20 protein-coding genes are annotated in these 26,486 nt (G+C 62.4%); 10 read left to right on the top strand and 10 right to left on the bottom strand.

The window, feature by feature from the left end; genetic code table 11:
- Positions 1-46: 46 nt before the first annotated feature.
- On the bottom strand, positions 47-418 hold the full coding sequence (locus GM415_RS04690; protein WP_158946671.1) for a PLP-dependent aminotransferase family protein: 372 nt from the start codon (positions 416-418) through the stop codon (positions 47-49).
- A gap of 153 nt (positions 419-571) precedes the next feature.
- Here GM415_RS04690 and GM415_RS04685 point away from each other — a divergent pair, with 153 nt between their 5' ends.
- From GM415_RS04685 to GM415_RS04660, 6 genes are all read left to right on the top strand, one after another.
- Entirely contained in the window at positions 572-1,399 is an 828-nt protein-coding gene (locus tag GM415_RS04685) for a polysaccharide deacetylase family protein (protein ID WP_158946670.1), read from the top strand.
- Between the two features lie 76 nt (positions 1,400-1,475).
- Positions 1,476-2,180 (top strand): ABC transporter permease, encoded by a 705-nt coding sequence (locus GM415_RS04680; RefSeq protein ID WP_158950768.1) that lies wholly within the window; start codon positions 1,476-1,478, stop codon positions 2,178-2,180.
- A gap of 73 nt (positions 2,181-2,253) precedes the next feature.
- Positions 2,254-3,036 (top strand): ABC transporter ATP-binding protein, encoded by a 783-nt coding sequence (locus GM415_RS04675; protein ID WP_158946669.1) that lies wholly within the window; start codon positions 2,254-2,256, stop codon positions 3,034-3,036.
- 3 nt (positions 3,037-3,039) lie between these two features.
- A complete protein-coding gene (locus GM415_RS04670; protein ID WP_158946668.1) occupies positions 3,040-8,001 on the top strand; it encodes an FtsX-like permease family protein in 4,962 nt (1,653 codons plus the stop codon).
- Entirely contained in the window at positions 7,998-10,004 is a 2,007-nt protein-coding gene (locus tag GM415_RS04665) for a DUF6785 family protein (protein ID WP_158946667.1), read from the top strand. Before GM415_RS04670 ends, GM415_RS04665 begins: the two co-directional genes overlap by 4 nt.
- A 217-nt stretch (positions 10,005-10,221) precedes the next feature.
- Entirely contained in the window at positions 10,222-12,177 is a 1,956-nt protein-coding gene (locus GM415_RS04660) for an OPT family oligopeptide transporter (protein ID WP_158946666.1), read from the top strand.
- 603 nt (positions 12,178-12,780) lie between these two features.
- On the opposite strand, the gene GM415_RS04655 is transcribed toward GM415_RS04660, so the two are convergent.
- From GM415_RS04655 to GM415_RS04635, 5 genes are all read right to left on the bottom strand, one after another.
- On the bottom strand, positions 12,781-14,124 hold the full coding sequence (locus GM415_RS04655) for a glutamine synthetase family protein (protein ID WP_158946665.1): 1,344 nt from the start codon (positions 14,122-14,124) through the stop codon (positions 12,781-12,783).
- Positions 14,125-14,460: 336 nt separating this feature from the next.
- Positions 14,461-15,480, bottom strand: a complete 1,020-nt coding sequence (locus tag GM415_RS04650) for an acyltransferase (RefSeq protein ID WP_158946664.1) — start codon at positions 15,478-15,480, stop codon at positions 14,461-14,463.
- 271 nt (positions 15,481-15,751) lie between these two features.
- Positions 15,752-16,174 carry a universal stress protein gene (locus GM415_RS04645; protein ID WP_158946663.1) on the bottom strand — a complete coding sequence of 141 codons (423 nt, stop codon included), beginning with the start codon at positions 16,172-16,174 and terminating at the stop codon, positions 15,752-15,754.
- A gap of 54 nt (positions 16,175-16,228) precedes the next feature.
- The gene (locus GM415_RS04640) at positions 16,229-16,831 is read right to left on the bottom strand and encodes a sugar transferase (protein ID WP_158946662.1); all 603 of its coding nucleotides are present in this window, start codon (positions 16,829-16,831) and stop codon (positions 16,229-16,231) included.
- A complete protein-coding gene (locus GM415_RS04635; RefSeq protein ID WP_158946661.1) occupies positions 16,828-17,955 on the bottom strand; it encodes a glycosyltransferase family 4 protein in 1,128 nt (375 codons plus the stop codon). The genes GM415_RS04640 and GM415_RS04635 overlap by 4 nt, the downstream gene beginning before the upstream one ends.
- A 159-nt stretch (positions 17,956-18,114) precedes the next feature.
- Between GM415_RS04635 and GM415_RS04630 the strand changes: the two genes are divergently transcribed.
- A complete protein-coding gene (locus GM415_RS04630; RefSeq protein WP_158946660.1) occupies positions 18,115-19,128 on the top strand; it encodes a DUF362 domain-containing protein in 1,014 nt (337 codons plus the stop codon).
- 159 nt (positions 19,129-19,287) lie between these two features.
- Here the strand turns inward: GM415_RS04630 and gltA are convergent, their stop codons facing one another.
- The 3 genes from gltA to GM415_RS04615 form a co-directional block, all read right to left on the bottom strand.
- Positions 19,288-20,727 carry an NADPH-dependent glutamate synthase gene (gene gltA, locus GM415_RS04625; protein ID WP_242012347.1) on the bottom strand — a complete coding sequence of 480 codons (1,440 nt, stop codon included), beginning with the start codon at positions 20,725-20,727 and terminating at the stop codon, positions 19,288-19,290.
- Positions 20,728-21,603 carry a sulfide/dihydroorotate dehydrogenase-like FAD/NAD-binding protein gene (locus tag GM415_RS04620; RefSeq protein WP_158946659.1) on the bottom strand — a complete coding sequence of 292 codons (876 nt, stop codon included), beginning with the start codon at positions 21,601-21,603 and terminating at the stop codon, positions 20,728-20,730.
- 741 nt (positions 21,604-22,344) lie between these two features.
- A complete protein-coding gene (locus GM415_RS04615; protein ID WP_158946658.1) occupies positions 22,345-22,950 on the bottom strand; it encodes a YceI family protein in 606 nt (201 codons plus the stop codon).
- A gap of 315 nt (positions 22,951-23,265) precedes the next feature.
- On the opposite strand from GM415_RS04615, the gene GM415_RS04610 reads away from it, so the two are divergent.
- Both GM415_RS04610 and GM415_RS04605 read left to right on the top strand, forming a co-directional pair.
- Complete coding sequence (locus tag GM415_RS04610; protein ID WP_158946657.1) at positions 23,266-23,733, top strand: hypothetical protein; 468 nt, start codon at positions 23,266-23,268, stop codon at positions 23,731-23,733.
- Between the two features lie 299 nt (positions 23,734-24,032).
- Complete coding sequence (locus tag GM415_RS04605; RefSeq protein ID WP_158946656.1) at positions 24,033-24,785, top strand: substrate-binding periplasmic protein; 753 nt, start codon at positions 24,033-24,035, stop codon at positions 24,783-24,785.
- Between the two features lie 113 nt (positions 24,786-24,898).
- Here GM415_RS04605 and GM415_RS04600 read toward each other — a convergent pair whose 3' ends face one another.
- Positions 24,899-25,792, bottom strand: a complete 894-nt coding sequence (locus tag GM415_RS04600; protein WP_158946655.1) for a universal stress protein — start codon at positions 25,790-25,792, stop codon at positions 24,899-24,901.
- A gap of 106 nt (positions 25,793-25,898) precedes the next feature.
- Between GM415_RS04600 and GM415_RS04595 the strand changes: the two genes are divergently transcribed.
- Positions 25,899-26,477: a DUF4390 domain-containing protein gene (locus tag GM415_RS04595; RefSeq protein ID WP_158946654.1), complete on the top strand. Its 579-nt coding sequence runs from the start codon at positions 25,899-25,901 to the stop codon at positions 26,475-26,477.
- Positions 26,478-26,486: the final 9 nt, after the last annotated feature.

Here is a 26,486-nt window from a genome sequence, read left to right as displayed (position 1 = left end):
CCGTGGGATGCTGTGGTGGAGTTCTCTCGGGGAGGTGTCCTGAAGGTCAGGACGTGAGCCAGTCCGTGGCGCTCTCCATGTCGGAGAAGACGCGGAGATTGATGGAGCGGTTCTGCATGATCGTCTCCCAGGTGCGGTTGATGGCGAGGTTGGCCGGAGCCGAGACCAGGGCGATGCGGAAACCGGCCATGCCCATTTCTGCCAGGGTCTCGCTTTCGCTCACCTCGTAGGCGTCCAGGGCATCTTCCTCATCCACCATGCCTCGTTCATCCAGCAGGATAAGCTTGGTGCCGCGCTGCTGCGCTAAGTCGAAGATGAAGTCGCCATAGGCCTGGGCCTCCTCGCGGGAGACCATGGTCCCGGTGGTGGTGATCCGAATGTAGCCGTCTCGGAATGTTGTTTTCGTCTGTATCGTCACTTGAATTCCCAAACTTGATTGTCGTTGTCGGTCGTAACAAACAATCCTTCACCGTCAAGTTATCGGGAACCCCGTTCACCGGTCAAGCCCTCAATCCATCACCTTGCAACCTTTTGCCTTTCTCCCCGCTTTCATGCTAAGACTATACGGACCATGATAGTCAAATCGACCATAGCGTCCTGCTGGCTGGCTCCGCCTGAACGGCTGGAAGCGGCGTGCGCCGGAATGGAGGCGGCCCTGGACTCGGCCCGCAAGGGGACCAAGGCCTTTTTCCGCGCGGACGACGTGGCCGTGCCCGGCGACAACTGCCGGAGGATGCTGGAACTCTTCTCCCGTTACCAACTGCCGCTGCATCTGGCCGTGACCCCCGCCTGGCTGACCAGGCCGCGTTGGGAGACGCTCAAGTCCTGGGCCGGGGACGACCGGCTGTGGTGCTGGCACCAGCACGGCTGGCGGCACGTCAATCACCAGAAATACGGCAAGAAGAGCGAGTTCGGCTCGGACCGCACCCGGCACGAGAAGCGAATGGATATTTCCCGTGGCCGGGACCGCCTCCGGGATATCATGGGCGACGACTTCTGCGAGGTGTTCACCCCGCCGTGGAACCGATTCGACGAGGTTACCGCCGAGGTGCTCCTGGAGCTCGGGTTCCGCAATGTCTCGCGCTCCCAGGGGGAAGGGCGTAAGGTCAAGCTCTCCCGGCGCATGCACGACACCCCGGTGAATGTGGACCTGCACACGCGCGGGGAGGCCGACCCCGGCCAGGGGCTGGACGGGTTGCTGGAGGACATCGCCGAGGCCGTGCGCTACGGCAGGCTGGGGGTCATGCTCCATCACCAGCGAATGAACGAGGCGGCGTTCACCTTCCTCGAGCGCTGCCTGGCCGCCGTGGCCGCCAATCCCGCCATTGAGCCTCACGGGCCCGACGAGACCAAGGTCTCCATTGATCAGGCCATTTTCGCGTATTCTACATCCTTTTGAACTTGTCAGTGATGGCCCCTTGCCCTAGAGTAGGGAGACGTGGAAAATCAGTTCCTTAATGAAACGAGGTGACGCCATGAGCGCCAACGGCGCGCCGTCCGCAACCGGTGTGGGCGGGTCGCGAAAGTCCATTGACAGGCTCATCACGCTGCCCTTCTCCAAATCCCTGGAGATCAGCTTCAAGAGCCTTCGGGTCCGGTTTTTCCGGTCGATGATCACCGTGTCCAGCCTGGTGCTGGCGGTGTCGTTCCTTTCGTTCGTGCTGGTCAACCTCGACGTGGCCGCCGGGCTGCTCCGCGAGCACGGGCAGGAAGCGGCCCGCATCCTCTCCAAGGCAGGCTACGACGTGGACCTGGCCAGGGGCGCGGTGGCCATGTCGGCCAAGGAGCGGTGGATCGTCATGCTCTCACTGCTTGTGTGCACCGTTGGCATCGTCAACGCCCAGCTCATGTCCGTGACCGAACGTTTCGCCGAGATCGGGGTCATGAAGTGCCTCGGGGCTCTGGACTCGATGATCCTCAAACTTTTTTTGCTGGAGGCGGCCATGCAGGGGCTGCTCGGCGCAGCCATCGGCGCGCTGGCCGGGTGCCTGTTCTCCCTGCTGGCCGGAACCGTCAGCTTCGGCCTGGGCGCATTGTCCGGCCTTTCACTTGCGGACGCCGCCATTTCCGTGGGGCTGGCCACCCTGGCCGGCTGTTTCCTGAGCCTGGTGGGGGTGCTGTATCCGGCGCTGCTTGCCGCGCGTATGGAGCCTATCAAGGCCATCAGGGCGGAACACTAGGGAGCAGGGCGGGTGCGCCGCACCCGCGACACCAAGACGCGACCGCGCGGGCCTGCGGTCGAGGGAAGATTGTATGAGCGACGAGAAACGGACCATAGTCCGCGTGGTGGGCGTGAAAAAGACCTTTGTCATGGGCAAGCAGAAGCTGGACGCCCTCAAGGGCGTGGATCTGGAGATCTACGCCGGGGAGTACATCTCCATCATGGGGCCCTCGGGCTCGGGCAAATCCACCCTGTTCAACATGATCGGCGGCCTGGACAAGCCCACGGACGGCAAGGTCTTCATCGACGAGGTGGACATCTCCCAGCTCGACGCCTACGAGCTGGCCTGGCTCCGGAACCGCAAGATCGGCTACATCTTCCAGACTTTCAACCTGATCCCGGTCATGACCGCCCTGGAGAACGTGACCCTGCCCATGACCTTCGCCGGCATGAACGCGGACGACGCCCAGGACAAGGGCATCGAACTGCTCAAGCTGGTGGGGCTGGGCGAACGCTTCCAGCACAAGCCCCTGGAGCTCTCCGGCGGTCAGCAGCAGCGCGTGGCCGTGGCCCGCTCCCTGGCCAACGATCCGGCCATCATCCTGGCGGACGAGCCCACCGGCAACCTGGACCTGACCACCGGCGAGGAGATCATCGAGCTGCTCCAGATGCTCTCCAGCGAGCGCGGAGTGACTGTCATCTCTGCCACCCACGACTACAAGATGCTCAACGTTTCCGACCGTGTGGTCTGGGTCCGCGACGGTATGGTCGACCGGGTGGAGAAGCGCGAGGAGCTGGATATTTCCATCGGCGGCATCGGCGAGAAGCTCGCGGGCCGCTCCGCAAACGGCAAGACCGGCGGGAACGGGGCGTAGCGCATGGTTCGGCGCGGGCTGCATTTCCTCCTTTTCCTGGCCGTCCTGCTGGCGGCCTCTCCCGCCGGAGCGGACGGGGCCGATCTGTTGCGTCGTCTGTCCACTCTGGGCGACCGCTCTCCCGGCAGCCGGGGCGCATACCGCGCTGCGGAGATGGTCGAGGCCGAGTTCCGCTCGCTCTTTCCCCGGGCGACCATCGGGCGGCAGTCCTTCCACGTGCCGGTGATCGAGCATCAGGGAGCGTCCCTGACCCTTGCGGACGAGGGCCGTTCCGTGGAGCTCAAGCAGCTCCGCTCCAACGCCCTGTCGCCCGGCGCGGTGGCTCCTCCGGGCATCGACGGCCCGGTGCTCTATGTGGGCGAAGGCCGCATCAGTGATTTCAACGGGCTGGATGTGGAAGGGGCCGTTGTGCTCATGGACATGGACTCGGGCAAGAATTGGAACAACGCGGCCATGCTCGGCGCGCGCGCCCTGATCTTTCTAGGCCGGGGCGGAGACGGCGGGGCCGCTCCCAGGCGGCTCTTCGAGTCCAAGCTGGAGCTCACTCCGGTGGATTTCCCGACTTTCTGGCTCTCCCGCGAGCGGGCCAAGACCCTGTTCGGCACCGCGTTCCTGACCCAGGGGCCCCAGGATCTGGGCATGGCCCGGCTCACCTCGAGTTCGGCCTGGCGCAATGTTCGCGGGGACAACGTCTACTGCATGATCGAGGGTGGTGACCCGGAGTTGGCCGGGCAGACCGTGATCATCGAGGCGCCCTATGACTCCACCGCCCTGGTGGCGGGCGAATCCCCGGGCGCGGGTGAGGCACTGTCTCTGGCCGCTCTCATGGACACCGCAGCCTGGTTCCGGACCCATCCGCCCAAGCGGTCGGTACTCCTGCTGGCCTCGGCAGGCAAGGGCGTCGCCCAGGCGGGCATGCGCGAATTCACCTGGGCCCTGGTGACCAAGGGCAAGGCGCTGAAGAAGCGCAAGGGCGAGCTGGAGCGGCGGGTGCTGGAGGCCGGGCGGGTGCTCGAAATCCTGCGGCCCATGCACGGGCTGGACCAGTCCCTGCTCACCCCGGACCGCATCGATCTGGTCAAGCGGGCCTTCAGGGCCGTGGTCCGGGATACCGAGGACGAGCTGACCAACGAATTGATGCGGCTACGGCTCATGGGTCACGGCCCCATGCGAGAGCCGGGAGCCATGGGCATGGAGCCCGGCAGCATGGGCATGGGACGCGGCAGGCACGGAGGCAGGGGGCGGCATCAGGCCATGGGCATGGCCGAGACCGAGCGCCAGGCGCGCATCCGGCAGCTGGCGGACCGGCGCATCACCCTGAAGCGGCTCAACTGGGTCAACTCAACGGTTTCCGATTTTCCCCTGCCGGAAAAAGAGCGGACGATCCTTTCCGGCTTCGTGGACCGGGTCATCCGCTACCAGACAGCCATTCTCGAGGACGCCTCCGGCCAGCTCGGAGACGTCTCGTCCGCCCGGGCCGTGCGCGACGCCATTGGGGAGCGGTCCATCGCGGCCCATGTCTCCCTTCATCTTTCCAGCCACGGCGACGGGGTGGGCGGCTTCGACAAGGGGTGGCTCGTCAACCTCAAGCCGGACGTCAACCGCACCGCCTTTTTCCGGCCCGTGGACACGCTCTTCAAGGGCGCGGTCCAGCAATTCGGCAAGGAGAACCCAGAGGCGGCCTCCCTGTTCCAGGATACGCTTCGGCCCGGCAAACGCGCCTGGCAGTCCTACCTGCCCGACCGCCCGGAGCTGGGCGGCGAGCCCATGGCCCTGGCCGGGTTCCCGGGGCTGACCCTGGCTACAGTGCATGACGTACGGCAGGCCTGGGGAACGCCCTATGACCGGCCCGGCAGGATCGATTTCGGCTACGCCGCGCGTCAGGCCGCGCTGGTCAAGGCGCTCCTGGCCGCCCTGGTGGAGCAGCCCCTGGACAACGCGGGCAAGCGCGGCAAGAACCAGTTCGTCACCGTGGAGGGGCGGGCCAATCTCCTGCGCAAGGGCGAGATTTTCCCGGACCGCCCGGGCACCGGCCTGGTCGTACTCGCCTTCCAGTGGCGCACCCGCAACTACGGCATGGTGGACACCGCGGGCGAGTTCCGCATTCCGGGCCTGGCCAACAGGAAGGTCAGCTACCACAAGGCCGTGGTCGAGGCCTTCAAGTTCAACGAGGAGACCGGCCTGGCCGACTGGGCCATCGACAAGCCCAAGACCGGCAAGGCCGCCTACCGGATCAAGCTCAAGCGCGCGGTCCAGGCCACGGACCTGATCCTGTTCGCCTGCACCCAGACCACGGTGTTCGACATGTTCGAGCCGCGCTCCTTCAAATATCTCTACCGCCCGGTGCTCATCGACGGCCGCACCGAGGCTCCGCCGGTCAGCTACTGGTACAGCCGTCTGGATACCCGCAGCTCCACATTGGGCACGCTCTTTCTGGAGCCTGACACGCCGGTCAAGCTGACATTGTCCGACACCGTGCTCGAGAAGAAGGTTCTGCTGCTCAACGCAGACCGGAAGCATCCGCAGGGGCTGGGATACCTGGCCAAGGCGTGGCCCACCGTGCCTCTGACCGAGTACCGCGCCGCGCGCGACATGTGGGCGCTGCTCGGGCCGCGCATCGACAGCCTGGAGTCCAAGGGCATCGTCAACGAACGCATCCGCACCCTGCGGCGGCTGGGCGACGAGGACCTGGCTCGTGCCGAAAAGTATCGGGAGAGCCGGACGTGGGACAAGTTCGTCGAGGCGGCGCGCTCCTCCCTGGCCAAGGCCAGCCGGGTGTACAACGACGTGGACAAGACCCAGAAGGACGTGCTCGTGGGCGTGCTCTTCTACGTGGCCCTGTTCGTGCCGTTCGCCTACTGCATGGAGCGCCTCTTCTTCTCCTTCGTGGATATCAAGAAGCGCATCATGGCCTTTGGCGGCTTCCTGGCGGCCATCATCGGGGTGGTCTACCTGGTCCATCCGGCCTTCCAGCTCACCTATTCGCCGCTGGTGGTCATCCTCGCCTTCTTCATTTTGGCCCTGTCGCTGCTGGTCTCGCTGATCATCTTCTTCCGCTTCGAGCGTGAGATGGTCGAGCTGCAAAAGCGCAGCGCGCACATCAAGCTGACCGGGATCAGCCCGGCGGCCGCCTTCGGCGCGGCCTTCGTCCTCGGCGTGGGCAACCTCAAGCGGCGGCCCGTGCGCACCTTCCTGACCTTCGTCACCCTGGTCATCCTGACCTTCACCATCATGAACTTCACCACGGTGAAGTCCGTGCGTCAGAAGGGATGGGCCCGATTCAGCGACCAGGCCACCTACTCCGGACGGCTGCTCAAGTATTTCAACTGGCAGGACGTGCCGGTGGAGGCCCTCTCGGTGGTGGAAAACGCCTACTCGGGCAAGGGCGTGGTCGCGCCTCGCGCCTGGTACGACACGGGCTTCACCTCGGACAAGTCCCGCGCGCCGCTCATTCCGGTGACCCTGAACGGCAGGCAGAGCCAGGCGCGCGGTCTGGTCGGGCTCTCCTGGCGCGAACCCGAGGTCTCGGGCCTGGACCGCATCCTGGTCAAGGGCCGCTGGTTCAGCGAAGGCGAGCGGGAGGCCATGCTGCTTTCCGAGCGCATGGCCGAGCAGCTCGGTGCCGATCCCGACGATCCGGCCCGGAACACTGTCGATCTGTGGGGATTGAAGATCAAGGTGGTGGGCGTGTTCGCCGACGACGGGCTGAGGAACAACCCGGACCTGGACGGCGAGCCCGTGACCCCCATCGTCTTTCCCAACCAGGCCGCCACGCAGCTCTCCGAGGTGGAGGCCGAGGCCCTGGAAGACGGCGAGGACGTTGCCGCCGCAGAGTCCCGCTACCAGCATATCCCGGGCTACGAGACCATCTTCGTCCCGGCGGAGGTCCTGCTCTCCCTGTCCACGGGCAAGCTCAAGGGTATCGCGGTCAAGCCCGCGCCCGGCAGCGCCGAGGCCACGGGCGACCTGGGCGACCGCTTCGGCATGCTCCTGTTCAAGGGCGTGGCCGACGGGCCGGACAAGGGCACCTCCCTCTATTTCGCAACCGACGCGGTGAGCTACTCGGGCATGGCCAACATCCTGATTCCGCTGGGCATCTCCATCCTCATCGTGCTCAACACCATGATCGGCTCGGTCTACGAGCGCAAACCCGAGATCGCGGTCTACACCTCGGTGGGCCTGGCCCCGCCGCACGTGGCCTTCCTGTTCATTGCCGAGGCCCTGGCCTTCGCGGTCATCTCCGTGGTGGTGGGCTACCTGCTGGCCCAGGGGTCGTCGGCCTTCCTGGCCGGGACACCGTTGTGGGAGGGCATGACCGCCAACTATTCGTCCACTGCGGGCGTGGCAGCCATGGTGCTGGTCATCGCCGTGGTCCTTATCTCGGCCCTGTACCCGGCCAAGGTGGCGGCGCAGATCGCCATCCCGGACGTGAACAAGTCCTGGACCATGCCCAAGCCGGAGGGCGATACCCTGACCGTGATCCTGCCGTTCCTGATCAAGCTGAACGAAATGGCCAGTGCGGGCGGCTTCCTGCGCCGCTACTACCTCGCGCACTATGACGTGTCCCACGGTTCGTTCTGCACGGATGACATGCGCTGCAACTTCCTGGATCTGGAGGAGAACACGCTGCCAGGCGGAACGCCGTCCGTCCTGGAGCTGCCGGATGAGGCGTGCTTCACCATGGATCTGCGCGTCTGGCTGGCCCCGTTCGACTTCGGCGTGCGCCAGAAGGTCCAGCTCGTGTTCTGTCCCTCGGACCTGTATCAGGGATTCCGCCAGATCAAGGTGGTCCTGCAGCGCGAGGCGGGCGAGCTCAAGGCGTGGGAATCCCTGAATAAGACTTTCCTCAACGACCTGCGCAAGCAGCTCCTGGCCTGGCGTTCCCTGGATGACGAGGCCGTGGGCAAGTACGCCCTGGACCTGAGCGACCACATGGAAGACGCCGACAAGGAGGATGAGGCATGAACGGACGGCTGAGAATGCGGGCGCTGGTGACCGGCCTGGTGCTGGGGCTCCTCCTGGGCGTGTTCACGCCCTACAACAACACCGTCCTGCACAACACGCCCCTGGGCGGGGGACATTTTCCTCTGGCCCCATTCTTCATTGTGGCCTGGCTCTTCGTCATAGACGCCATGGCCTCGCGCCTGACCCGCCGTCCGCCGTTCTTTTCCGGGGTGGAGCTTATGGTCATCTGGCTGATGACGGTCCTGTTCACGGCCATCGGCTACGCCGGTTTGAGCGAGACCTTTTTCATCAACATCACCGCGCCCGAGCGGTTCGCCAAGGATGCCTACCGCTGGACCGAGGTCCTGACCCCGCTCCTGCCCGAGTCCTGGTTCCCCCATTCGGCCCAGGCGGTGAACACCTTCTTCGAGGGCCTCAAGGGCGGACGCGACATGTCCTTCACCGCCGTTCTCGGGCACATCCCCTGGGACGTCTGGCTGCCCGTGCTCTCAGTCTGGGCCTGCTTCATCCTGGGCGCGTTCTTCGTCATGATCTGCCTGATGTCCCTGTTCGGCCGCCAGTGGGTGGTCAATGAGCGGGTGCATTTCCCGCTGCTGCGCGTGCCCATGCTCATGGGCGAGGCCCTGGACCAGAAGCTGTTCCTGTCCTGGTGGACCGACCGCTACCTGCTCATGGGGCTGACCTTTGCCGGGGCGCTGCATCTGCTCAACGGACTTCATTTCTATTACCCGTCCGTGCCCGAGATGCCGACCCTGGTCCTTGCCGGAAGCTATTTCCCCAAGTTCGGGCTGTTCTCCGGGTTCTACAAGCTCAAGCTCTATTTCATTCCCGCCTTTGTTGGCTTCGCCTTCCTGACCACGCGGCAGATATCCTTTTCCATGTGGGTCTTCTACATCCTGTCCGGCCTGCTCTTCGGCCTGCTCTACGTGCTCGGCTGGCAGCTCCCCGAGGCCGCCCTGGGCACCACGCTCGGACCGGACCTGGCACGGCCCGAGGGTGCGCAGACCATAGGTTCCTACCTGGTCTTCTTCCTCTTCCTGGTCTGGCTGGCCCGCCATCATCTCAAGGAAACGATCACCTGCATGCTGCGCCCGGCGTGCCATTCCGAGGTGGTCGAGCACAAAGGCAAGTTCGACATCACGCCCAGGGAGTGGGACCCGCCGGTCTGGCCGCTGTGGGGGCTGTGCCTGGGCATGCTCGGGCTGGCGGCCTGGTGCTGGTTCTTCGGCCTGCCCCTTGCGGCGGCCCTGCTGCTGCCGTTCATGTTTCTGGTGGTCATGCTGGTCACCAGCCGGTTGGTCTGCCAGGGCGGGCTGCCGTACTTCACGCTTACCGCGGCTCCGTCCGACGCGCTCATGGGCTGCTTTGGCACGGGCTTTTTCGGAGCGGCAGGCATGGCCGCCACCGCCGTCATGCAGAAGGTCCTGTTCCTGGACGTGCGCGAGGCCGTTGCTCCGACCCTGTTCCACGGCGCGAAAATCCGGCAGGAGGCCAAACGGCGCAACCTGGTGCTGGCAGCCATCGGCGTCTCGCTGGTGCTGGCCCTGGCAACGGCCTTCGTGACCATGCTCTTCCTCGGCTACAAGTACGGCCTGCGTGAGCTGGGCCTGGACTGGGCCACCCGGACCGTGCTGGCCAACTACGAGAATGCGCAGCGGCTGGTGGACCAGCCCGTGGGCCCAAACCCGTGGATGATCACCTACGCGGGCGCGGGCGCGGCGGTCATGGCGCTGCTCATCTTCTGCTACTACAAATTTCCCTGGTGGCCGCTGCATCCGCTCGGCTACCTGGCCGCCTATTCGGGCGGGATGAAGATTCTCTGGTTCCCGTTTTTCCTGGGCTGGCTGTGCAACCATTTGGTGCTGCACTACGGCGGCACCAGCCTGTACAACCGGGTCCGTTACCTGTTTGTCGGCCTGGTCCTGGGGGATTTTCTCATGGGCGGGGCCTATGCAGTCATAGGCCTGTTCACGGGGCAGAGTTACAACGTGTTTCCTTTGTAGAGGGCGAGCAGCCTCAAGAGGGAAGAGAATGAGGAAGCCGCCTTCTTGGCGGCAACTGACAGCAAAAGACGCTCTGGGTTTTTGCCCCTGACCGCTTTTGCGGAGTGATGCGAAGAGATGAATTGTAATTAACCATACCGGACCTGCCATACCTGCCCCGCGAAGCGCGCCAAGAAGTTTAGGAGGGGAGATGGGAGGGGGGCCGGGGGGAAAACGGATGTACGACGATAAGGAACTGCAAGAGTATCGCGACCTGATGAAGCCGCCCGAGCATTTCGAGGAGGGCTTTGACTGGAAGACGATCGTGGGGGCGGTGTTCATCGGTTTCCTGATGATGCCGGGCTCCATGTACCTGCAACTGGTCATCGGGCAGGGCATCGGCCCGGCTGCCCGGTGGGTGACGATCATCCTTTTTGCCGAGATCGCCAAGCGGTCCTATACCCATCTGAAACAACAGGAAATATTCCTGCTCTACTATATGGCAGGAGCGGCCCTGGCCTCACCGTTCCAGGGATTGTTGTGGAACCAGTACATTGTCCAGTCCGACGCGGCGCGCATGCTCGGGCTGACCGAATTCATCCCGCAATGGGTGGCCCCAGCCCTGGGCTCGGGTTCGTATCTGGAGCGGACGTTCCTGCACCGGGACTGGCTGGTGCCGATCCTGCTGCTTGTGGGCGCGCAACTGGTGCAGCGCATCGACCATTTCGGGTTGGGCTATTCGCTCTACCGGATCACATCGGACGTGGAGAAGCTGCCGTTCCCCATGGCCCCGGTGGGCGCGCTCGGCACCATGGCCCTGGCCGAGTCCACCGAGGACCGCAAGACCGGCTGGAAGTGGCGGGTTTTCTCCATCGGCGGGGTCATCGGGCTGGCCTTCGGATTTTTCTACGTGCTGCTACCGGCCCTGTCCGGGCTGCTGTTCACCGAGCCCATACGGCTCATTCCCATTCCATGGATCGAACTGACCCAGCACACCGAGGACGTGCTCCCTGCGGTCGCTACCGGCATCCAGTTCGATCTGGGGCTGGTCTTCATCGGCATGGTCCTGCCTTTCTGGGCGGTCATTGGCGGACTGCTCGGGCTGATCGTGACCATCGTGGCCAACCCGATCCTGTACGCCCACGGCATCCTGCACCGCTGGCATCCCGGCATGGCCACGGTCGAGACTGTTTTTGCCAATAACTTCGACTTTTACATGAGCTTCGGCATCGGCCTGGGTCTGGCCATCGGTGCGGTGGGCGTCTACTACGTGTTCAAGTCCTTCCACAAGAAGGAGGGCGGACTGGATTTCTCGGCGCTGTTCAACCCACCGGCCGGGCGGGGCGACATCAATTTCTGGGTTTCCATCGGCATCTACGTCTTTTCGACGCTGTGCTATATTGCCTTCTGCGTCTGGCTGGTGCCGTCGTTCCCGTGGATTTTCTTCGTGATCTACGGGTTCGTGTATACCCCGGTGATCTCGTACATCACCGCACGCATGGAGGGCGTGGCCGGCCAGTTCGTGTCCCTGCCCATGGTCCGGGAGTTCTCGTTCATCGCCGGGGCCAAGTTTTTTGGCTACCAGGGGCTGGAAATCTGGTACGCGCCCATCCCCATCCACAACTACGGCGAGGCCACGGTTCAGTTCCGGCAGATCGAGCTGACAGGCACCAGCCTGCGCGGCATCATCAAGGCCGAGATCCTCGTCTTCCCCATCGTCATGGTCTCGTCGCTGTTCTTCTCCCAGTTCCTGTGGCAGCTCGCGCCCATCCCTTCGCCAGAGTATCCCTTCGCCCAGGAGCTGTGGCATCTCCAGGCCCTGAACACGCTGCTCATGCAGACCTCGACACTCGAAGGCAATTCCCTGTTCTTCCAGGCGTTGTCCGGTCCGGTGGTGCTGTCCGGCCTGGGGCTCGGGCTGGTCCTGTATTCGGTGCTCAACGTGCTCGGCCTGCCGGTCCTGCTGGTCTACGGCGTGGTGCGCGGCCTCGGGCAGTCCACACCCCACGGCATGCTGCTGGAGGTGATCGGTGCGCTGCTCGGGCGGTTCTACTTCCTGAAGAAGTACGGCACCCAGTGGCGGCACTATGCCCCGGTCCTGCTCGCGGGCTTCTCCTGCGGCATGGGCTTGACCGGCATGTTCGCCATGGGCTGCACGCTGATTCTGAAGTCTCTGGGAAGATTGGCGTATTAATTAGAAATCAGGTTTGGGTGTCGCTTCGCGACGGCGTCGGGTGATTTTGTCTCCGACGGCTCAAGGCCGAGGGCCTTGAGAATCCCATTGCTCGCTTCGCTCGAATCCGTGCGGGGTCTTAGGCCGTGCCGCTTTTGCGGGGACGGACTGCTCGCCCGCGCCCGCCGTGCCGGGTGGCGGTTTGCGCCAGGGAAAGCGGATGGGAGACCCTTCTTCGTACCGGACAAGGTCCGCCGCTTCCCCCGGCGCAAACCGCGAGGGGTGAATTTAGAGGCTGTCGATAGTCTCCTATTGGTGATTCACTGGGGAAAAATGCGAAGAAAAAGAGGAAGGATGCAAATCGATTGGGGGGAATTATATTCGACGGGTTTTCACCATTGACAGAAATTGAACGGATGCGAGGGGCCATTTCGACCCGGCACAGATTCGCCGAAGGCGCGCCAAAAAGTTTAGGAGGGAGAAGGGGATGGGGGGTTCGGGGGGAAGGGGAAGAGGGAAGCCCTTTACAAAGGGTTCCCTCTTCCCCTTCCCCCCGGCCGCCGGAGGCAAAAGAAAGGCCCTCCTTGCGGAGGGCCTCGGTCGATGGCGTCGACACAATGCCGGTTAGAGAATCGGCAAATACTTGTCCAGCTCGAACTCGGTGACCTGGGTCCGGTACTCGTCCCATTCCGCGATCTTGTTCTCCACCAGGGCGGAGTGGAGGTGCTCGCCGAGCACGTCCTTCATGAATTTGGAGCGGCTCAGGTTCATGGCCGCCTCATACAGGGAGCCGGGCAGGGCCTTGATCCTGTTGCGCTTGAGCTGGCGGTCGTTCATGGAGAAGATGTCCTCTTCGACCGGGTCGGCCAGGACGTAGTTCTCCTCCATGCCCTTGAGGCCTGCTGCGAGCTGAACGGCGAAGCAGAGGTACGGGTTGGCCGCCGGGTCCGGGCAGCGCAGTTCCATGCGGGTGGCCGCTTCCTTGCCGGGCTTGTACATGGGCACGCGGACCAGGGCGGAGCGGTTACGGCGGGCCCAGGCAATATAGACCGGGGCCTCGTAGCCGGGCACCAGACGCTTGTAGGAGTTGACCCACTGGTTGGTGACGGCCACGAACTCGGGCGCGTGCTTGAGGATGCCCGCGATGTAGGACTTGCCTTCGGCGGAAAGATGGTACTCGTCGGAGGCGTCGTAGAAGACGTTCCGGCCGTTCTTGAACAGTGACTGGTGCACGTGCATGCCGGAGCCGTTTTCACCGAAGATGGGCTTGGGCATGAAGGTGCCGTAGCAGCCGTGCTTGCGGGCGGTCTCCTTGACCACCACGCGGTAGGTCATGGCCGTGTCGGCCATTTTCATGCCTTCCTGGTAGCGCAGGTCGATCTCGTGCTGGGACGGGGCGACCTCGTGGTGGGAGTACTCCACCTGGATGCCCATGGCGTCCAGGGCGAAGATGATGTCGCGGCGGATGTTGTTGCCCAGGTCCAGGGGCGGGGCGTCGAAGTAGCCGCCCGCGTCGAGGATTTCGGTGTCCTGGTCATCGGCGAAGAGGAAGAACTCCAGTTCGGGGCCAACGTAGAAGGTGTAGCCCTTCTCGGCGGCCTGGCCCATGATCTTCTTCAGCACGTAGCGGGAGTCGGCTTCGAAGGGGGAGCCGTCGGGGTTGACCACGTCGCAGAACATGCGGGCCACGGGCTTTTCGGCGGGCCGCCAGGAGCAGATCTGGAAGGTGGTCGGGTCGGGCATGGCCACCATGTCGGACTCGTCGATACGGCAGAAGCCGAGGATGGAGGAGCCGTCGAAGCCCATGCCCTCTTCAAAGGAGGCTTCCAGCTCGTTGGGCGTGATCTGGAAGGATTTCAGGGTCCCCAGGATGTCCACGAACCAGTACTGGATGAAGCTGACGTCGTAGTCCTTGACCGCCTTCATCACGTCATCGGCGTTCTTGCAGTTGAAAACAGGGATGCTCATATGACTCCTCCATAAAAAGTTTGTTGTGTGGCGAAGGGTTACGGCATGCTGCCCGACAAGTCCATACCCTTGTCGAAGACACGGGCAATATACACGACTCTTGTCGGATGGCACAGGAAAAAAGCGGGAAAAAAGGGCAAAGACGCCCCGGATGCGGCAACGGGCGGGGAAGACGGACAAGACTTGCGTATTCTTCAGATAACACGATATTGTCATCCTTGAAAATTACCCGGTTCGGGTAAGACTCCTCACCACCTCGATCCCTGTTCGGAAATTGTTGATGAGGCTCTGAAATCCAATAGTACACTAGGACTTCAGACAAGCTTTGTCACAATATCATGTGATATATCTGAAAATAGTAATTCGTCGCATGCAGTAGATGGTGCAATGGGATATAGTGAATGTAATGCAGAAGAGAATTGGAATTTCAATTATTCCTAATGATTTTAAAACGGGGAAAGCCTTCAGGGATAGGAATATTATCGCAGGGTGTAATAAATAAACACCGAAGCTAGTGTCTGCAATCGAAGAAAGCAGTTTTGAAGGGCGGAGATGTCCACCTACTTTCGCAAAAGCATAAAAGATGAAACTGGAAATTATCAGGCTTAGTGGACCTCCCGCAATAATTACAAAATTATCTTTATGTATATTTAGTTTCACTGCAACAGTATAATTTAGTATGGCACCAATCAAAGATAATAATAAAACAATGATGATAGCTACTTTACTATTGAAATTTATCGTATCATATTTTTTTGAAATAATATAGCCAACAAGCATTAACCCAACAAACGTCATGGATGAAATATACCAGTTGAATTTGATATTTTTTACAACTTGAAGAATCAAGGTTGACTGTAAAAGTATCGAAAATATGACGATAATAGCGATTAGTACGTAGTAGTCTCTGCTTGTTGCTTTCTTCCCAATTATGATCATATTTACAAATGGGACGAACAACATCGCTAGAGAAAATACGTAAAGATACCAGAGGTGGTAAAATCCACCCTTATTTATAATTAAAAAAAAGATATCTTTCAGCCTGAACAGTTCCCTACCATTTAAGAAATTGATCCCAAGATGATAAAAGGCTGTCCAGAAAACCAGTGGAAAAAGTAATCGTAACGCTCTTTTTTTGTAAAAATCCAAGGTATCGTATTCTTTTCCAAGCAACAGGCTACCGGAAATCATGAGAAACAATGGAACACCAAAGCGGCTGAACGAATTGATGAAGTCCGCAATCCACCAAGTTGCGGCCCCGACTTCTGTGTGCTTAAAGACAGGAGCCGAGACATGAATTCCAATGACAGACAAAATGGCGAAAACCCTTACTGCGTCAATCCAAAATAATCTCATATTCATATTCTCTTCGCGCATAGCTGCTGACAAATACTATCGTGGTAATCATATGCCACGAATTCATTATATGAACAACCTATACAGCCATTGTGAAATACCGGCTTGCAATCGCAAGGCTGCCTCAACGCGATGCGCAACGTACGGGCACAATTGGAATCGATTCAAGGAGTGAGTCGACGGCGCTTAGATAAAGGCTCTCCACAGAAACGGTATATAGTAAGGTAGGCTTGGGGGAAGGGCTTCCCCCTCCCCCGGATTGTCAAGCAGGTTACTTGACTACCAGCACCGGCAGTTCGGTGGTGTGCAGGACCTTGTGGGTGGCCGAGCCGAGGATCAGCCCTTCGAGGTCGGACTTGCCCTTGGAGCCCATGACGATGAGGTCGCACTTTTCCACCCGGGCCACGTTGGCGACGACCTCGCCCACGTTGCCGCCGACGATCAGGTCAATATGATCCACCTTGGCGTCTTCCAGCCTTGCCTGGTAGTGCTCTATGACCGCCTCGGCCCCGTCGGTAAGGAGCTTGAGCAGTTCGTCCGCGTTGGGTTGGCCCAGGCCGGTGGGCACGGCCTTGCGCACGTGGAGCAGAACCACGGAGGCGTTATTGTCCTGGGCGAGTTCGATGGCCATTCCGGCTGCGGCGTCGGAGTGGGGAGAGCCGTCGACGGGGAGGAGAATCTTCGAGACATTCATGGGCACCTCCTGGGTGAAACGGTTGCGGCGTGGCGGCGAATCCGCCAGTCTGGGTCAGTCTTCCGGCGTTTCGCTGCCCATGAACTCCTGCATGGTGGCGTGGCCGGACTGGCTGACGCCTTCCCGCTTGAAAACGGAGAGGACGGTCAGCCAGAGGATTTTCAAATCCAGCATACCCGATTGATGGTCTACATACCAGACGTCGAGTTCAAATTTTTCTTCCCAGGAGATGGCGTTGCGCCCGTTGACCTGGGCCCAGCCCGTGATGCCGGGCCTGACCTCGTGGCGGCGCGCCTGGCGGGGGGAGTAGCGGCCGAGGTACTGCATGAGCAGCGGGCGCGGCCCCACCAGGGACATTTCGCCCTTGAGCACGTTCCACAGCTCGGGCAGTTCGTCCAGGGAGGTGGAGCGCAGGAACCGCCCGAACGGGGTCAGCCGTTCGCCATCGGGCAGGGGGGCTCCGTCCGGCCCCACGGCGTCGCGCATGGTGCGGAACTTGACGAGTTCGAAGGGGACGCCGTTCAGGCCGGGCCTCGTCTGGCGGAAGAATACCGGGCTGCCGAGCTTGCGCCGGACCAGCAGGGCCACGAGCAGGAGCACCGGCCAGAGCAGGAGCAGGGCCAGCAAGGCCAGCGCGATATCCAGGAGTCGCTTCATATGAGCTCCATGAAGCGGAGCAGGTCGTCGTTGACCTTCTCCACGTCGAATCGTTCCTCGGCAAGCCTGCGGCTGGCCGCGCCCATGGACGCCACCCGTGCCGGGTCGGTCAGGCATTTGCCCATGGCCTCGGTCAGGGCGTCGGCGTCGCGGACCGGCACGAGAAATCCGTTCTCCCCTTCGACCACCGTCTCGCGGCAGCCGGGCGCGTCCGTGGTGATCACGGCCCGGCCCATGGACATGGCTTCCAGCACCGAGCGCGGAGTGCCCTCCCGGTAGTAGCTGGGCAGCACGTAGATTCCGGCTCCGGCCAGGAGCGGACGGACGTCGTCCACTCCGTCCAGGACCTCCAGGGCGCCTTCCTTGCGCCAGCGGGCGATCTCCTTCGGGGTGATGGCGTCGCCGCCCTGCTCCAGGGGACCGGCCACGCGGAAGATCGCCTCGGGGTGTTTCGCCTTGAGCCTTTGGGCCGCCTCGGCGAACAGGGCCACGCCCTTGGAGCGCACCAGCCGGGTCAGGCAGAGAAAGACCGGTTTTTCCGGCAGCGGTGCCTGCGCGTAGTGGGCCAGGTCCACGCCGGAGCCTCCCACCACAGTGGTCCGGGCGTGCTCCGGGATGACGCCCAGCCTGCGGAAGAAGGCCTCGTCGTCCGGGTTCTGGAAGATGACGCCGTCGCAGGAGCGGAGCCCGGCGCGGTAGAGTCCCTTGGCCACGTTGAACAGAATGCGCCGCCTGAGCCCCTTGTCCTCGGTAAAGGCGTAGCCCAGTCCGGTGATCAGGGCATAGATCCGTTTTTTGTGCCCGACCCAGGCCATCCGCGCGGCCATGGAGCCGTAGACAACGGGCTTGAAGGTGTAGGAAAGGACCAGGTCCGGGTCGATGCGGTGCATGACCTGCTTGAGGTGGAGCAGGGAACCGATGTCCGCCACCGGGTTCAGGCCGCGCCTTTCAAGCGGGATCATGGAGTACTCCACGCCCATGGCCTCGAGCTGGGGCCCCACATCCGGTGTGTGCAGGGGGGCCAGCGCATGAACCTCATGGCCCAGGGCCACCAGTCGCTTCAGGAGCGGGCCTCGGAAATTGATGAGCGACGGGGCGTACCCGCCGATAACGGCTATTTTCATGGATATGCTTGCGGGTTGTAGGTGATGTTCACCCCTTCTAGCAAAAGGGTTCCGCTTTGAAAACCGCGTCGAAACAGGGCGTTTGACCGCATTTATAATATGTAACCCCTTTACACGGTCGCATTGTCCCCGTAATGTCAGATACTGAGAGGAAAAGTAATGACAGTATCCGAAGCGGACAAGGGACGGCGGCGGTGTATCCGCACGATCCTGACTCTGGGCGCGGGCATTCTTGCCGGTGCGGGCATCCCCAGGCGGAGTGTTGCCTCGCGCGCGCGTTCGACCGTGGTCGTGGTCAGGACGGAGGACAGGGCCGAGGGCATTCGTCAGGCCGTGGCGTGGTTCGACCTCTCCGGATTCTTCGGTGCCGATGTGGCCATCAAGGCCAATTACAACAGCGCGGATCCCTTCCCTGCTTCCACCCATCCCGAGACCCTGGAGACCCTGATCCTGTCCCTCAAGGGCGCGGGCTGCTACCCCCTCACTCTGGCCGAACGCAGCGGCATGGGCGACACCCGCCATGTGCTCAAGGCCATGGGCGCGGCGGAACTCTGCACCAAATACGATGTGAAAAAGGTCATCCTCGATGAGCTGGGCGGCGGAGACTACGTCTACCGTCAGCCCCGGCACTCCCACTGGCAGCGGGGCTTCCTTGTGGCCCGTCCCTTCGTGGAGGCCGCAAAGGTGGTTCAGACCTGCTGCCTCAAGACCCACCAGTACGGCGGGCACTTTACCCTTTCCCTCAAGAATATGGTCGGGGCGGTGGCCAAGAGCGACCCGGACGACGGCTACAACTACATGACCGAACTGCACTCGTCCGAGCGGCAGCGGTCCATGATCGCCGAGATCGGCCAGGCGGTGCGCAGCGACCTCATCGTCATGGATGCCATGAAGGCCTTTGTCTCCGGCGGGCCTCACGCGGGCAAGGAGGTCTCCCCGGGCCTGATCATCGCCGGGAACGACCCTGTGGCCGTGGACGCCGTGGGCGTGGCCGTCCTGCGTCTGTACGGGACTACCCCGGAGGTGGAGCAGGGGCGCGTCTTCGACCAGGAGCAGATCAGGCGCGCGGCCGAGATAGGTCTGGGAGCAACCGGGCCGAGCGCCATCGAGTTGGTGGGCGTGGGCAAGGGTGCGGACGAACTCGTGGCGCGGATTCGGGAGAAGCTGGCCTAGCGGGAATCTTCGAGAAGCCCGCCCGGAGACTCCGGGCGGCGTGTATCAATCCATAAGGAAATCAAGGAAGCGGGCGGAAGGCGGCCCGCACGGGCAGGCCGAGGAAAAACCCTCCCCGGCCCCGGCGCGCATTGCTCCGGGGCCGGAAGGGATTAGGGATCAGTTCAGGCCGCAGAGGTACTCGTGGATGTCGGCTGCGGCGCGCTTGCCAGCGCCCATGGCGCTGATGACGGTCGCCGCGCCGGTGACCACGTCACCGCCCGCCCAGACGCCGGGCTTGGTGGTCAGGCCGCTCTCGTCGCTGGCCTCCACGGTGCCCCGCTTGTTGCGCTTCAGGTCGTCGGCGTTGGAGAAGACCAGCGGGTTCGGGTTGGTGCCCAAGGCGAAGATGACCTGGTCCACTTCGAGTTCGAAATCCGAGCCCTCGATGGCGACCGGCCTGCGGCGGCCCGAGGCATCGGGTTCGCCCAGCTCCATGCGCACGCACTGCAGCGCGCGCACCGCCCCGCTCTCGTCACCCAGTATAGCCACGGGGTTGGTCAGGAAGTCGAAGATGACCCCCTCTTCTGCGGCGTGGTGGACTTCCTCGCGCCTGGCGGGAACTTCGTCGGCGGAGCGGCGGTAGACCACGTGCACCTCGCCCGCGTCGCCGTCCTCTCCGGCCCGGATGGCCTGGAGGCGGCGCACGCAGCGCACGGCGTCCATGGCCACGTTGCCCGCGCCGATGACCGCGACGTTGCGGCCCACCTTGACCGGGGTGTCGTAGGCCGGGAAGCGGTAGCCCTTCATCAGGTTGACGCGGGTGAGCAGTTCGTTGGCGGACATGACCCCGTTGAGGTTCACGCCCGGAATGTTCAGGAAGACCGGCAGTCCAGCGCCCGTACCCAGGAACACGGCGTCGAACTCTTCAAGGAGCTCGTCGATGGTCAGGGTGTTGCCGATGACGTGGTCGCGCCGGATCTTGATGTCCAGTGCTTCGGCAGCGCTCTTGATCTCGTTGCCGATGACGTCCTTGGGCAGCCGGAATTCCGGGATGCCGTAGGCCAGCACGCCGCCGGGCAGGTGCAGGGCCTCGAAAATGGTCACGTCATGTCCCAGCCTCCCTAGGTCCACGGCGCAGGCAAGGCCTGCCGGGCCCGAACCGACCACGGCCACCTTGCGTCCGGTGGACGCGGCGCGGGTCATGGCCAGGGTCTTGTGGGACAGCTCGTAGTCGCCCACGAACCGCTCCAGGCGGCCGATGGCCACGGGCTTGCCCTTGATGCCCAGGATGCAGCCGGATTCGCACTGTACCTCCTGGGGGCAGACACGCCCACAGATGGCGGGCAGGTTGTTCTTGCCCTTGAGAATGGACACGGCCTCGGCCATGTCGCCGTCGCGCACTGCCGCGATGAACTGGGGAATATCCACCTGCACAGGGCACTGCTGCGAGCACTTGGGGTCCTTGCACTGGAGGCAGCGCTCGGCTTCCTCCTGGGCCATCTCCGGGGTGTACCCGGTGGCGACCTCTTCGAAATTCAAGACCCGCGCCTCCGGCTCCTGCACCGGCATTGGCTTGCGGGGAATGGCCATCCGTTCCTTCTTGGTCAAAGCGGACACTTAGCGCACCCCCTCTTCCACCGCCTTGTCCAGGCGGCACTTGTGATCCTTGCCGTGCAGGTGCTGCACAGCGGTCTGCTCCTCGTTGTGATAGTAGGTCATGCGCGAGAGCAGGCTGTCCCAGTCCACGTCGTGGCCCTCGAATTCGGGGCCGTCCACGCAGACGAACTTGGCCCGGCCGTCGGCCATGAGCACCCGGCAGCCGCCGCACATGCCGGTGCCGTCGACCATGATGGTGTTCAGGCTGACCGTGGTCGGCACCTCGAAGGGCTTGGTGGTGTAGGAGACGAACTTCATCATGATGGCCGGACCGATGGCCCAGACCCTGGCGAAGCCGCCCGGATCGGCCTCCAGCAATTCCCGGATCGGCTCGGTAACCAGGCACTTGCGGCCCGCGGAGCCGTCGTCCGTGGTGACGATCAGTTGATCGGAGACCTCGGCCATGCGGTCTTCCCAGAGCAGCAGCTCCTTGTTGCGTGCGCCGATGACCGAAATGACCTCGTTGCCCGCTTCCTTGAGCGCTCTGGCGATGGGGAAGACCGGGGCGATGCCCACGCCGCCGCCAACGCAGATAACCTTGCCGTAATTCTTGATTTCCGTGGCGTGGCCCAACGGACCGGCGATGGTCATGAAGCTGTCGCCCACTTCCAGGCGGCCCATTTCGATGGTGGACTTGCCGATCTCCTGAAAAATGATCGTGATGGTGCCGGCCTCGCGGTCGAAATCCGCGATGGTCAGGGGGACCCGCTCGCCCTTCTCGTGGCTGATCACGATGACGAACTGGCCGGGCTTGGCGCTGCGGGCGATGTGAGGCGCTTCGACGATCACCATCTTGGTGACGTCGCTGATGTTTTCCTTCCGTAAGATCCTGTACAAAATGGTACCTCTTGAACAATGACTTAGAAGTTGCGGCAACGGGATCCGCCACGGGACCCGGCGTTGCCGGCCGTTATCGAAACAGCGTTTGGACCGTGACCGAGCGGGGAAAAAGGGAGCGGACGGGCGCCGCCCATGGATCGTCTTCATTTCCCGGTGTCCGTCGCCGCTCTCGCCAAGGCGGAAGGGCGAAGACCACCGCTCTCACCGTACTAGTCGTCATCACTGAAAATTCTTCACATTTTCCATTCCGGCAAACCGGCCGGGACAGGAAAGGGCACCGGTCCGGGACACGGTTCGGACCGAAGAAACTCCGCCGTCGGGGAGGGGCGGGGCTGGTTGTGCAACGGGCTTGATACCGTTTTTCGGCCATATCTTCAATGCATCAAAACGCGCTCTTTCCGCGAAGAGCCTGGAGAACGACGTTCTGCGTTTAAAAAAAGATTTGATTCCAAATAGTTAAATTGAATTTGTGACAAATGAAGAAAAGCGGTTTCAAGGGCGGGGTATGGATATGCCGACAGCGTCTTGAAGTTGGGAGGACGCTGAGCGCGTGACTCCTGAAAAACTCAAGGACAAAGGGTGGTTCCCCTAGCCTCGGGCCTACGGTTTTCCGCAGCGAAACGCAGGCTGCCGGCAGAAGGCAGCCTGTCGTCAGCATCACGATAAAGGCCGGATAAAAAGAATTTCATTCGGCCAACCGCCCGACGTGGCCGCCGGGCGGAAGGGGGGCGGCATTGATCAGGGCTTGATCGCTTCGATGTCCACGGCTACGTCCACCATGTTGCCGATCATGAACCCGCCACCGTCCAGGGGAGCGTTCCAGTCGATTCCGTAGTCCCGGCGGTCAAGCTGGAAACGGGCCGTGCCGCCTCGCCGGAGGTGCTTCCAGGGGTCGAGCCTCTCGTCGTCCAGGCCGGTCAGGGTCAGGGTAACCTCCCTGGAGACGCCCTTGATGGTCATGGTGCCTGTGACCTGATAATCCCCCTCCATGGGAACCACCGAGCTGCTCTTGAACGTCATGAGCGGGTGGGTGTCGGCCTGGAAGAAATCGCCGCTCTTGAGGTGGGTGTCCCGGGCGGTGACGCCGGTGGAAATGCTTTGCACGTTGACGATCACCTCAAGGGCGGTGGGCGTGCCGTCTTCGAAGACGACCGTGCCCGAGACGTCCGGGAACATGCCTCGCACCTGGGATATCATCATGTGCCGGATGGAAAAATGGGCGGCGGAATGGTCCGGGTCCACCTTCCAGGTTTCGGCCGAAGCGGGAGCGGCCAGGGACAAAACCAGAAGCGCGGTCAGCAGGAGCGCCCGGAAACGGCGCGGCAGGGTAAGGGTAGTAGTCATAAGCAACCTCCTTGGGGGATTCAAACCGGCGCGGACTCGCCGCGTCAACGTTGGATCTTACCTGAAATTTCCCGGTCCGCAACATAAATCCAGCCCGCGGGTGCAGGCCTGTGGTTATCGGATGCAACAGGGTGAAAGCCGGGCCGGTCAAGCTCCGCAGCAGCCCCGCAGCGAGGAAGATGAGGTCCCTGGCGGCACGCGTCGTCTTGCCCGGCACGCTTCCCGGCGGCCCTATCCTCAGGTTGCGAATTGCGCTCGACTGGGCTAGGCTGCGCGTTCCCCGACACACTCCACCCAGGCCTTAGTATCCGAACCATGCATTTGAAATATAGCTACCTCATCCTTTTGTTGGCGCTCTTGATCCTGGCCGCCCCCCATGCGGCAGGGGCCGCCTCCGGCACTGATTTTCTCTCCCGTATGGCCGAAGAGTCCGAAATCAAGGCCATCGCCGTGGTTGCCGGAGTCCGCCAGGTCAGCGCCAATTCCGACGGCACCTTTCTCCAGGTGACCTTCAAACGGGTGTACGCCCTCTCTCCCTATACACCGAAGCTGTTCGTCGGCGGGTGCAAGAGGATGGATTCCGGCTGGCAGCGGCGTTCGCCGGACATGATCTACTTCAAGCCGAAACGTGGCCAGAAGGTCTTCGTGACCGTGACCACCGACGGCGGCGCCATCACCAGCTATACTCCGCTCAACCGGCAGCTCGACACCGTGATCCGCGAGGAGCCTTACCGCATCATCTACTCCGAAGGCCGGGCCAAGGTCGCTCCCTCCGACGAATAGTGTTCGTGCACGTTCCGGCTCTCGGCGCGGAATCAGCATATTCCATATGGGGCGCTTAGCGGTTTCGGGAGCGCAGTTTTGTTTACGAGGCAGCGCGTATGCAGTCTCCCGCGTCCCGTTGCAATCGCGTCCCGGCTCGAAGGGGCATTCCGATCAGGCCGCATGAAAAACGGTACCGTTGACGAGAAGGCGTGAAACGGTCACTATGGGTGAAGTGGAGCACAATCATAGCCACTCATGGTCAGGCACGACGGAACACACTCTGAACACCTCTGAACACGCCCGGAAACACCAGACGTATGAAACAGACTCTCATCCTCTTCCTCGCTGCGCTGCTCGCTCTGGTCCTTTTCAACACGGCTTCCGCCCAAAGTCTGGAGAACACGGTTTTTCTGACGGAAGACCTGCGCCCCTTCAACTTCAAGGCCGACGGCCAGGCCCAGGGAGTGGCGGTCGACGCCCTGCTCGCCGCCCTCAAGGTGGTCGGGGTCAATAAATCAACCTCGGACATCACCTTTTATCCGTGGTCCCGCGCCTACTATCTGGCCAAGGACAGGGCCAACACCTGCCTTTTCTCCACCTGCCGCCTGCCGCAGCGCGAGTCCCTTTTCAAGTGGGCCGGCCCGATCATGGAGTTCAGCATGGTGGTCATAACCCGCAAGGGGGGAAGGCCGGTCAGGAGCCTGGACGACCTCAAGCACAGGACGGTCGGCGTGCTGCGCGACGGGGCCGGGCACCAGATGCTGCAAACCCTGGAGAAGCAGCCTATTACGGTGGAGCTTTCCACCAACGCCGTCAATCTGATGAAGCGGCTCGCCTACGGAAGGACCACTGCGGTGCTCACCGGGGAACAGGGTGCCTATCTCGCCATCGAGCAGGCGAAGCTGAACAGAGGGGATTTCGAGACCGACCTCGTGGTCTCCAAAAGCCAAATTTATTATGCCTTCAATCCAGCCACGCAGGACGCCGTGGTGCAGCGCCTCCAGCGCGGTATCGACGCCATCCGGGCCGACGGCACCTTGGAGCGGATTATCCGGCGCTACCTGAAATAGCTTCTCAGCGCCAAACCCTTTCGACCTGTTTTCATTCTCTTGTTGTCACTTGAGGGGGTTGTTCAAAATCAGGGTGACGCCGTCCTGGATACGGAGTCGGCGGAGCGTCCGGGCTATTTGCTGATCCACAGCGCCGAATTCTCAAGCTGCCTGAGCAGGTTCACCGTCACCGAGCTGGGAAAGAGCCCCCTGGCCTTGTGGTCGCTGGACTCGCCGTGCTTGCCCACGCCCACGGCGGAATAGTTGCCTTCCCTGACTTCCGTGAGGATCGCCTTGACCGGGCTTTTGCCCATGGCGGTCTTCATCTCGATGCGCTCCTCTTCCACGCCGTTGTTTTTCAGGATGGCGAGCGCCTCATCGAACAGTCTCGCCGCATGATCCGCGCCATACCCCTTCTCGGCCACGTGGAACAGGGTGAACGTATGTCGGAGTTCATCCGCGAGCATGTAGGCGGCGTGGTCCACCATGCGCTTGGACGGCTCGGAACCGTCCAGGGCGAGGAGCACGTCGTGGCGCGGGGCTTCCAGGGAGTCGGGCGGGCGCTTGCATATCCACAGGGGGAAGTCGATGTCGCTGAGCAGCATCTCGTGAGACACGGAGTTCTCGAAGATTTCCTCGAACCAGGTGAAGGTCCGCCTGCCGAGCAGCAGGGCGTCGTACATGCCGTTGTGGGCCTCCTCGATCAGCTCGGGCACGGTCCCCCGCCTGGAGTGGGCGACCTTGGTCCGGACGTTCTCACCCGTGCATCCCGCCACTTCCTTGATCCAGCGCTCGGCATCGCCCAGCGCTCCCTGCCCGCTGCCTTCGGTGAAATGCATGGTCTCGTCGAACCCGGCAGTACGCGGTGCGACGTCGCTCTGGGACATGCCCCAGGAGGGCTTGTACGGGGTGACGTAAAACAGTGTGAGCTTCAAGTCGCAGAACGTGCTGAAGACTTCCCGCAGAAAGCGGAGGTTGTAGGAAGCGGAGCGGTCTTCACTGATGGCGAGCAACAGTTCCTTTTGCATGGGATGACTCCTTGGCTTTTTACCAGCCTATCCGAACCGGGAGTGAATGCCAATGGCGCGGCGTGACTTGTTCTTTGGGTCCGCTGCTGATACATCTCGTGAATATATGAGAAACGCTCCATTCACACGCCTCCCGGCCGGGCTCCTGCTCCTGGTCTGGCTGGCCGTCATCCTCTCCGCCGGAACGGCATGGGCGCAGACCCTGTCCCTCAGGGCGCCCGCCATTGCCGACGAGAACGGCTCCCTCACCGTGCGCTTCGGCGTCTCGGTGGTGGAGTTGCCCGTGCTCAAGGGCGAACTGGAGGACGGCGCAGAGCTGGCGCTCAAGTGCATGGTCAAGCTGTTCAAGGTCCGCGAGTACTGGCTGGACGGGTCCGTTGCCTCCGGCAGCTTCGAAAGCGTCATCCGGTTCGACCGCCTGGCACAGGAGTTCGTCATGACCGTGCCCGGACGCACGGTCCCGCTGCGGAACGGAAACCTGCCCGCCCTCCTGTCCGAGGGATGGGGGACCATTCGTACCGTGCTCGGGCCGTGGAGCATGCTTGAGCACGGACAGAACTATTCCCTGCGCCTGATCACCACCATGAACGAGGTGGACGCGCCCGAAGGACTGGAGCGGTTCCTCTACTTCTGGTCCTGGGACGCGGGCTCGGACAACACCTTTCACCTGAATTTCACCTTCTAGGACCCGGCC

Origin of the sequence: Pseudodesulfovibrio cashew, assembly GCF_009762795.1 — a bacterium.
Taxonomy (GTDB): domain Bacteria; phylum Desulfobacterota; class Desulfovibrionia; order Desulfovibrionales; family Desulfovibrionaceae; genus Pseudodesulfovibrio; species Pseudodesulfovibrio cashew.
This window is presented reverse-complemented; position numbering and strand designations above follow the sequence as displayed.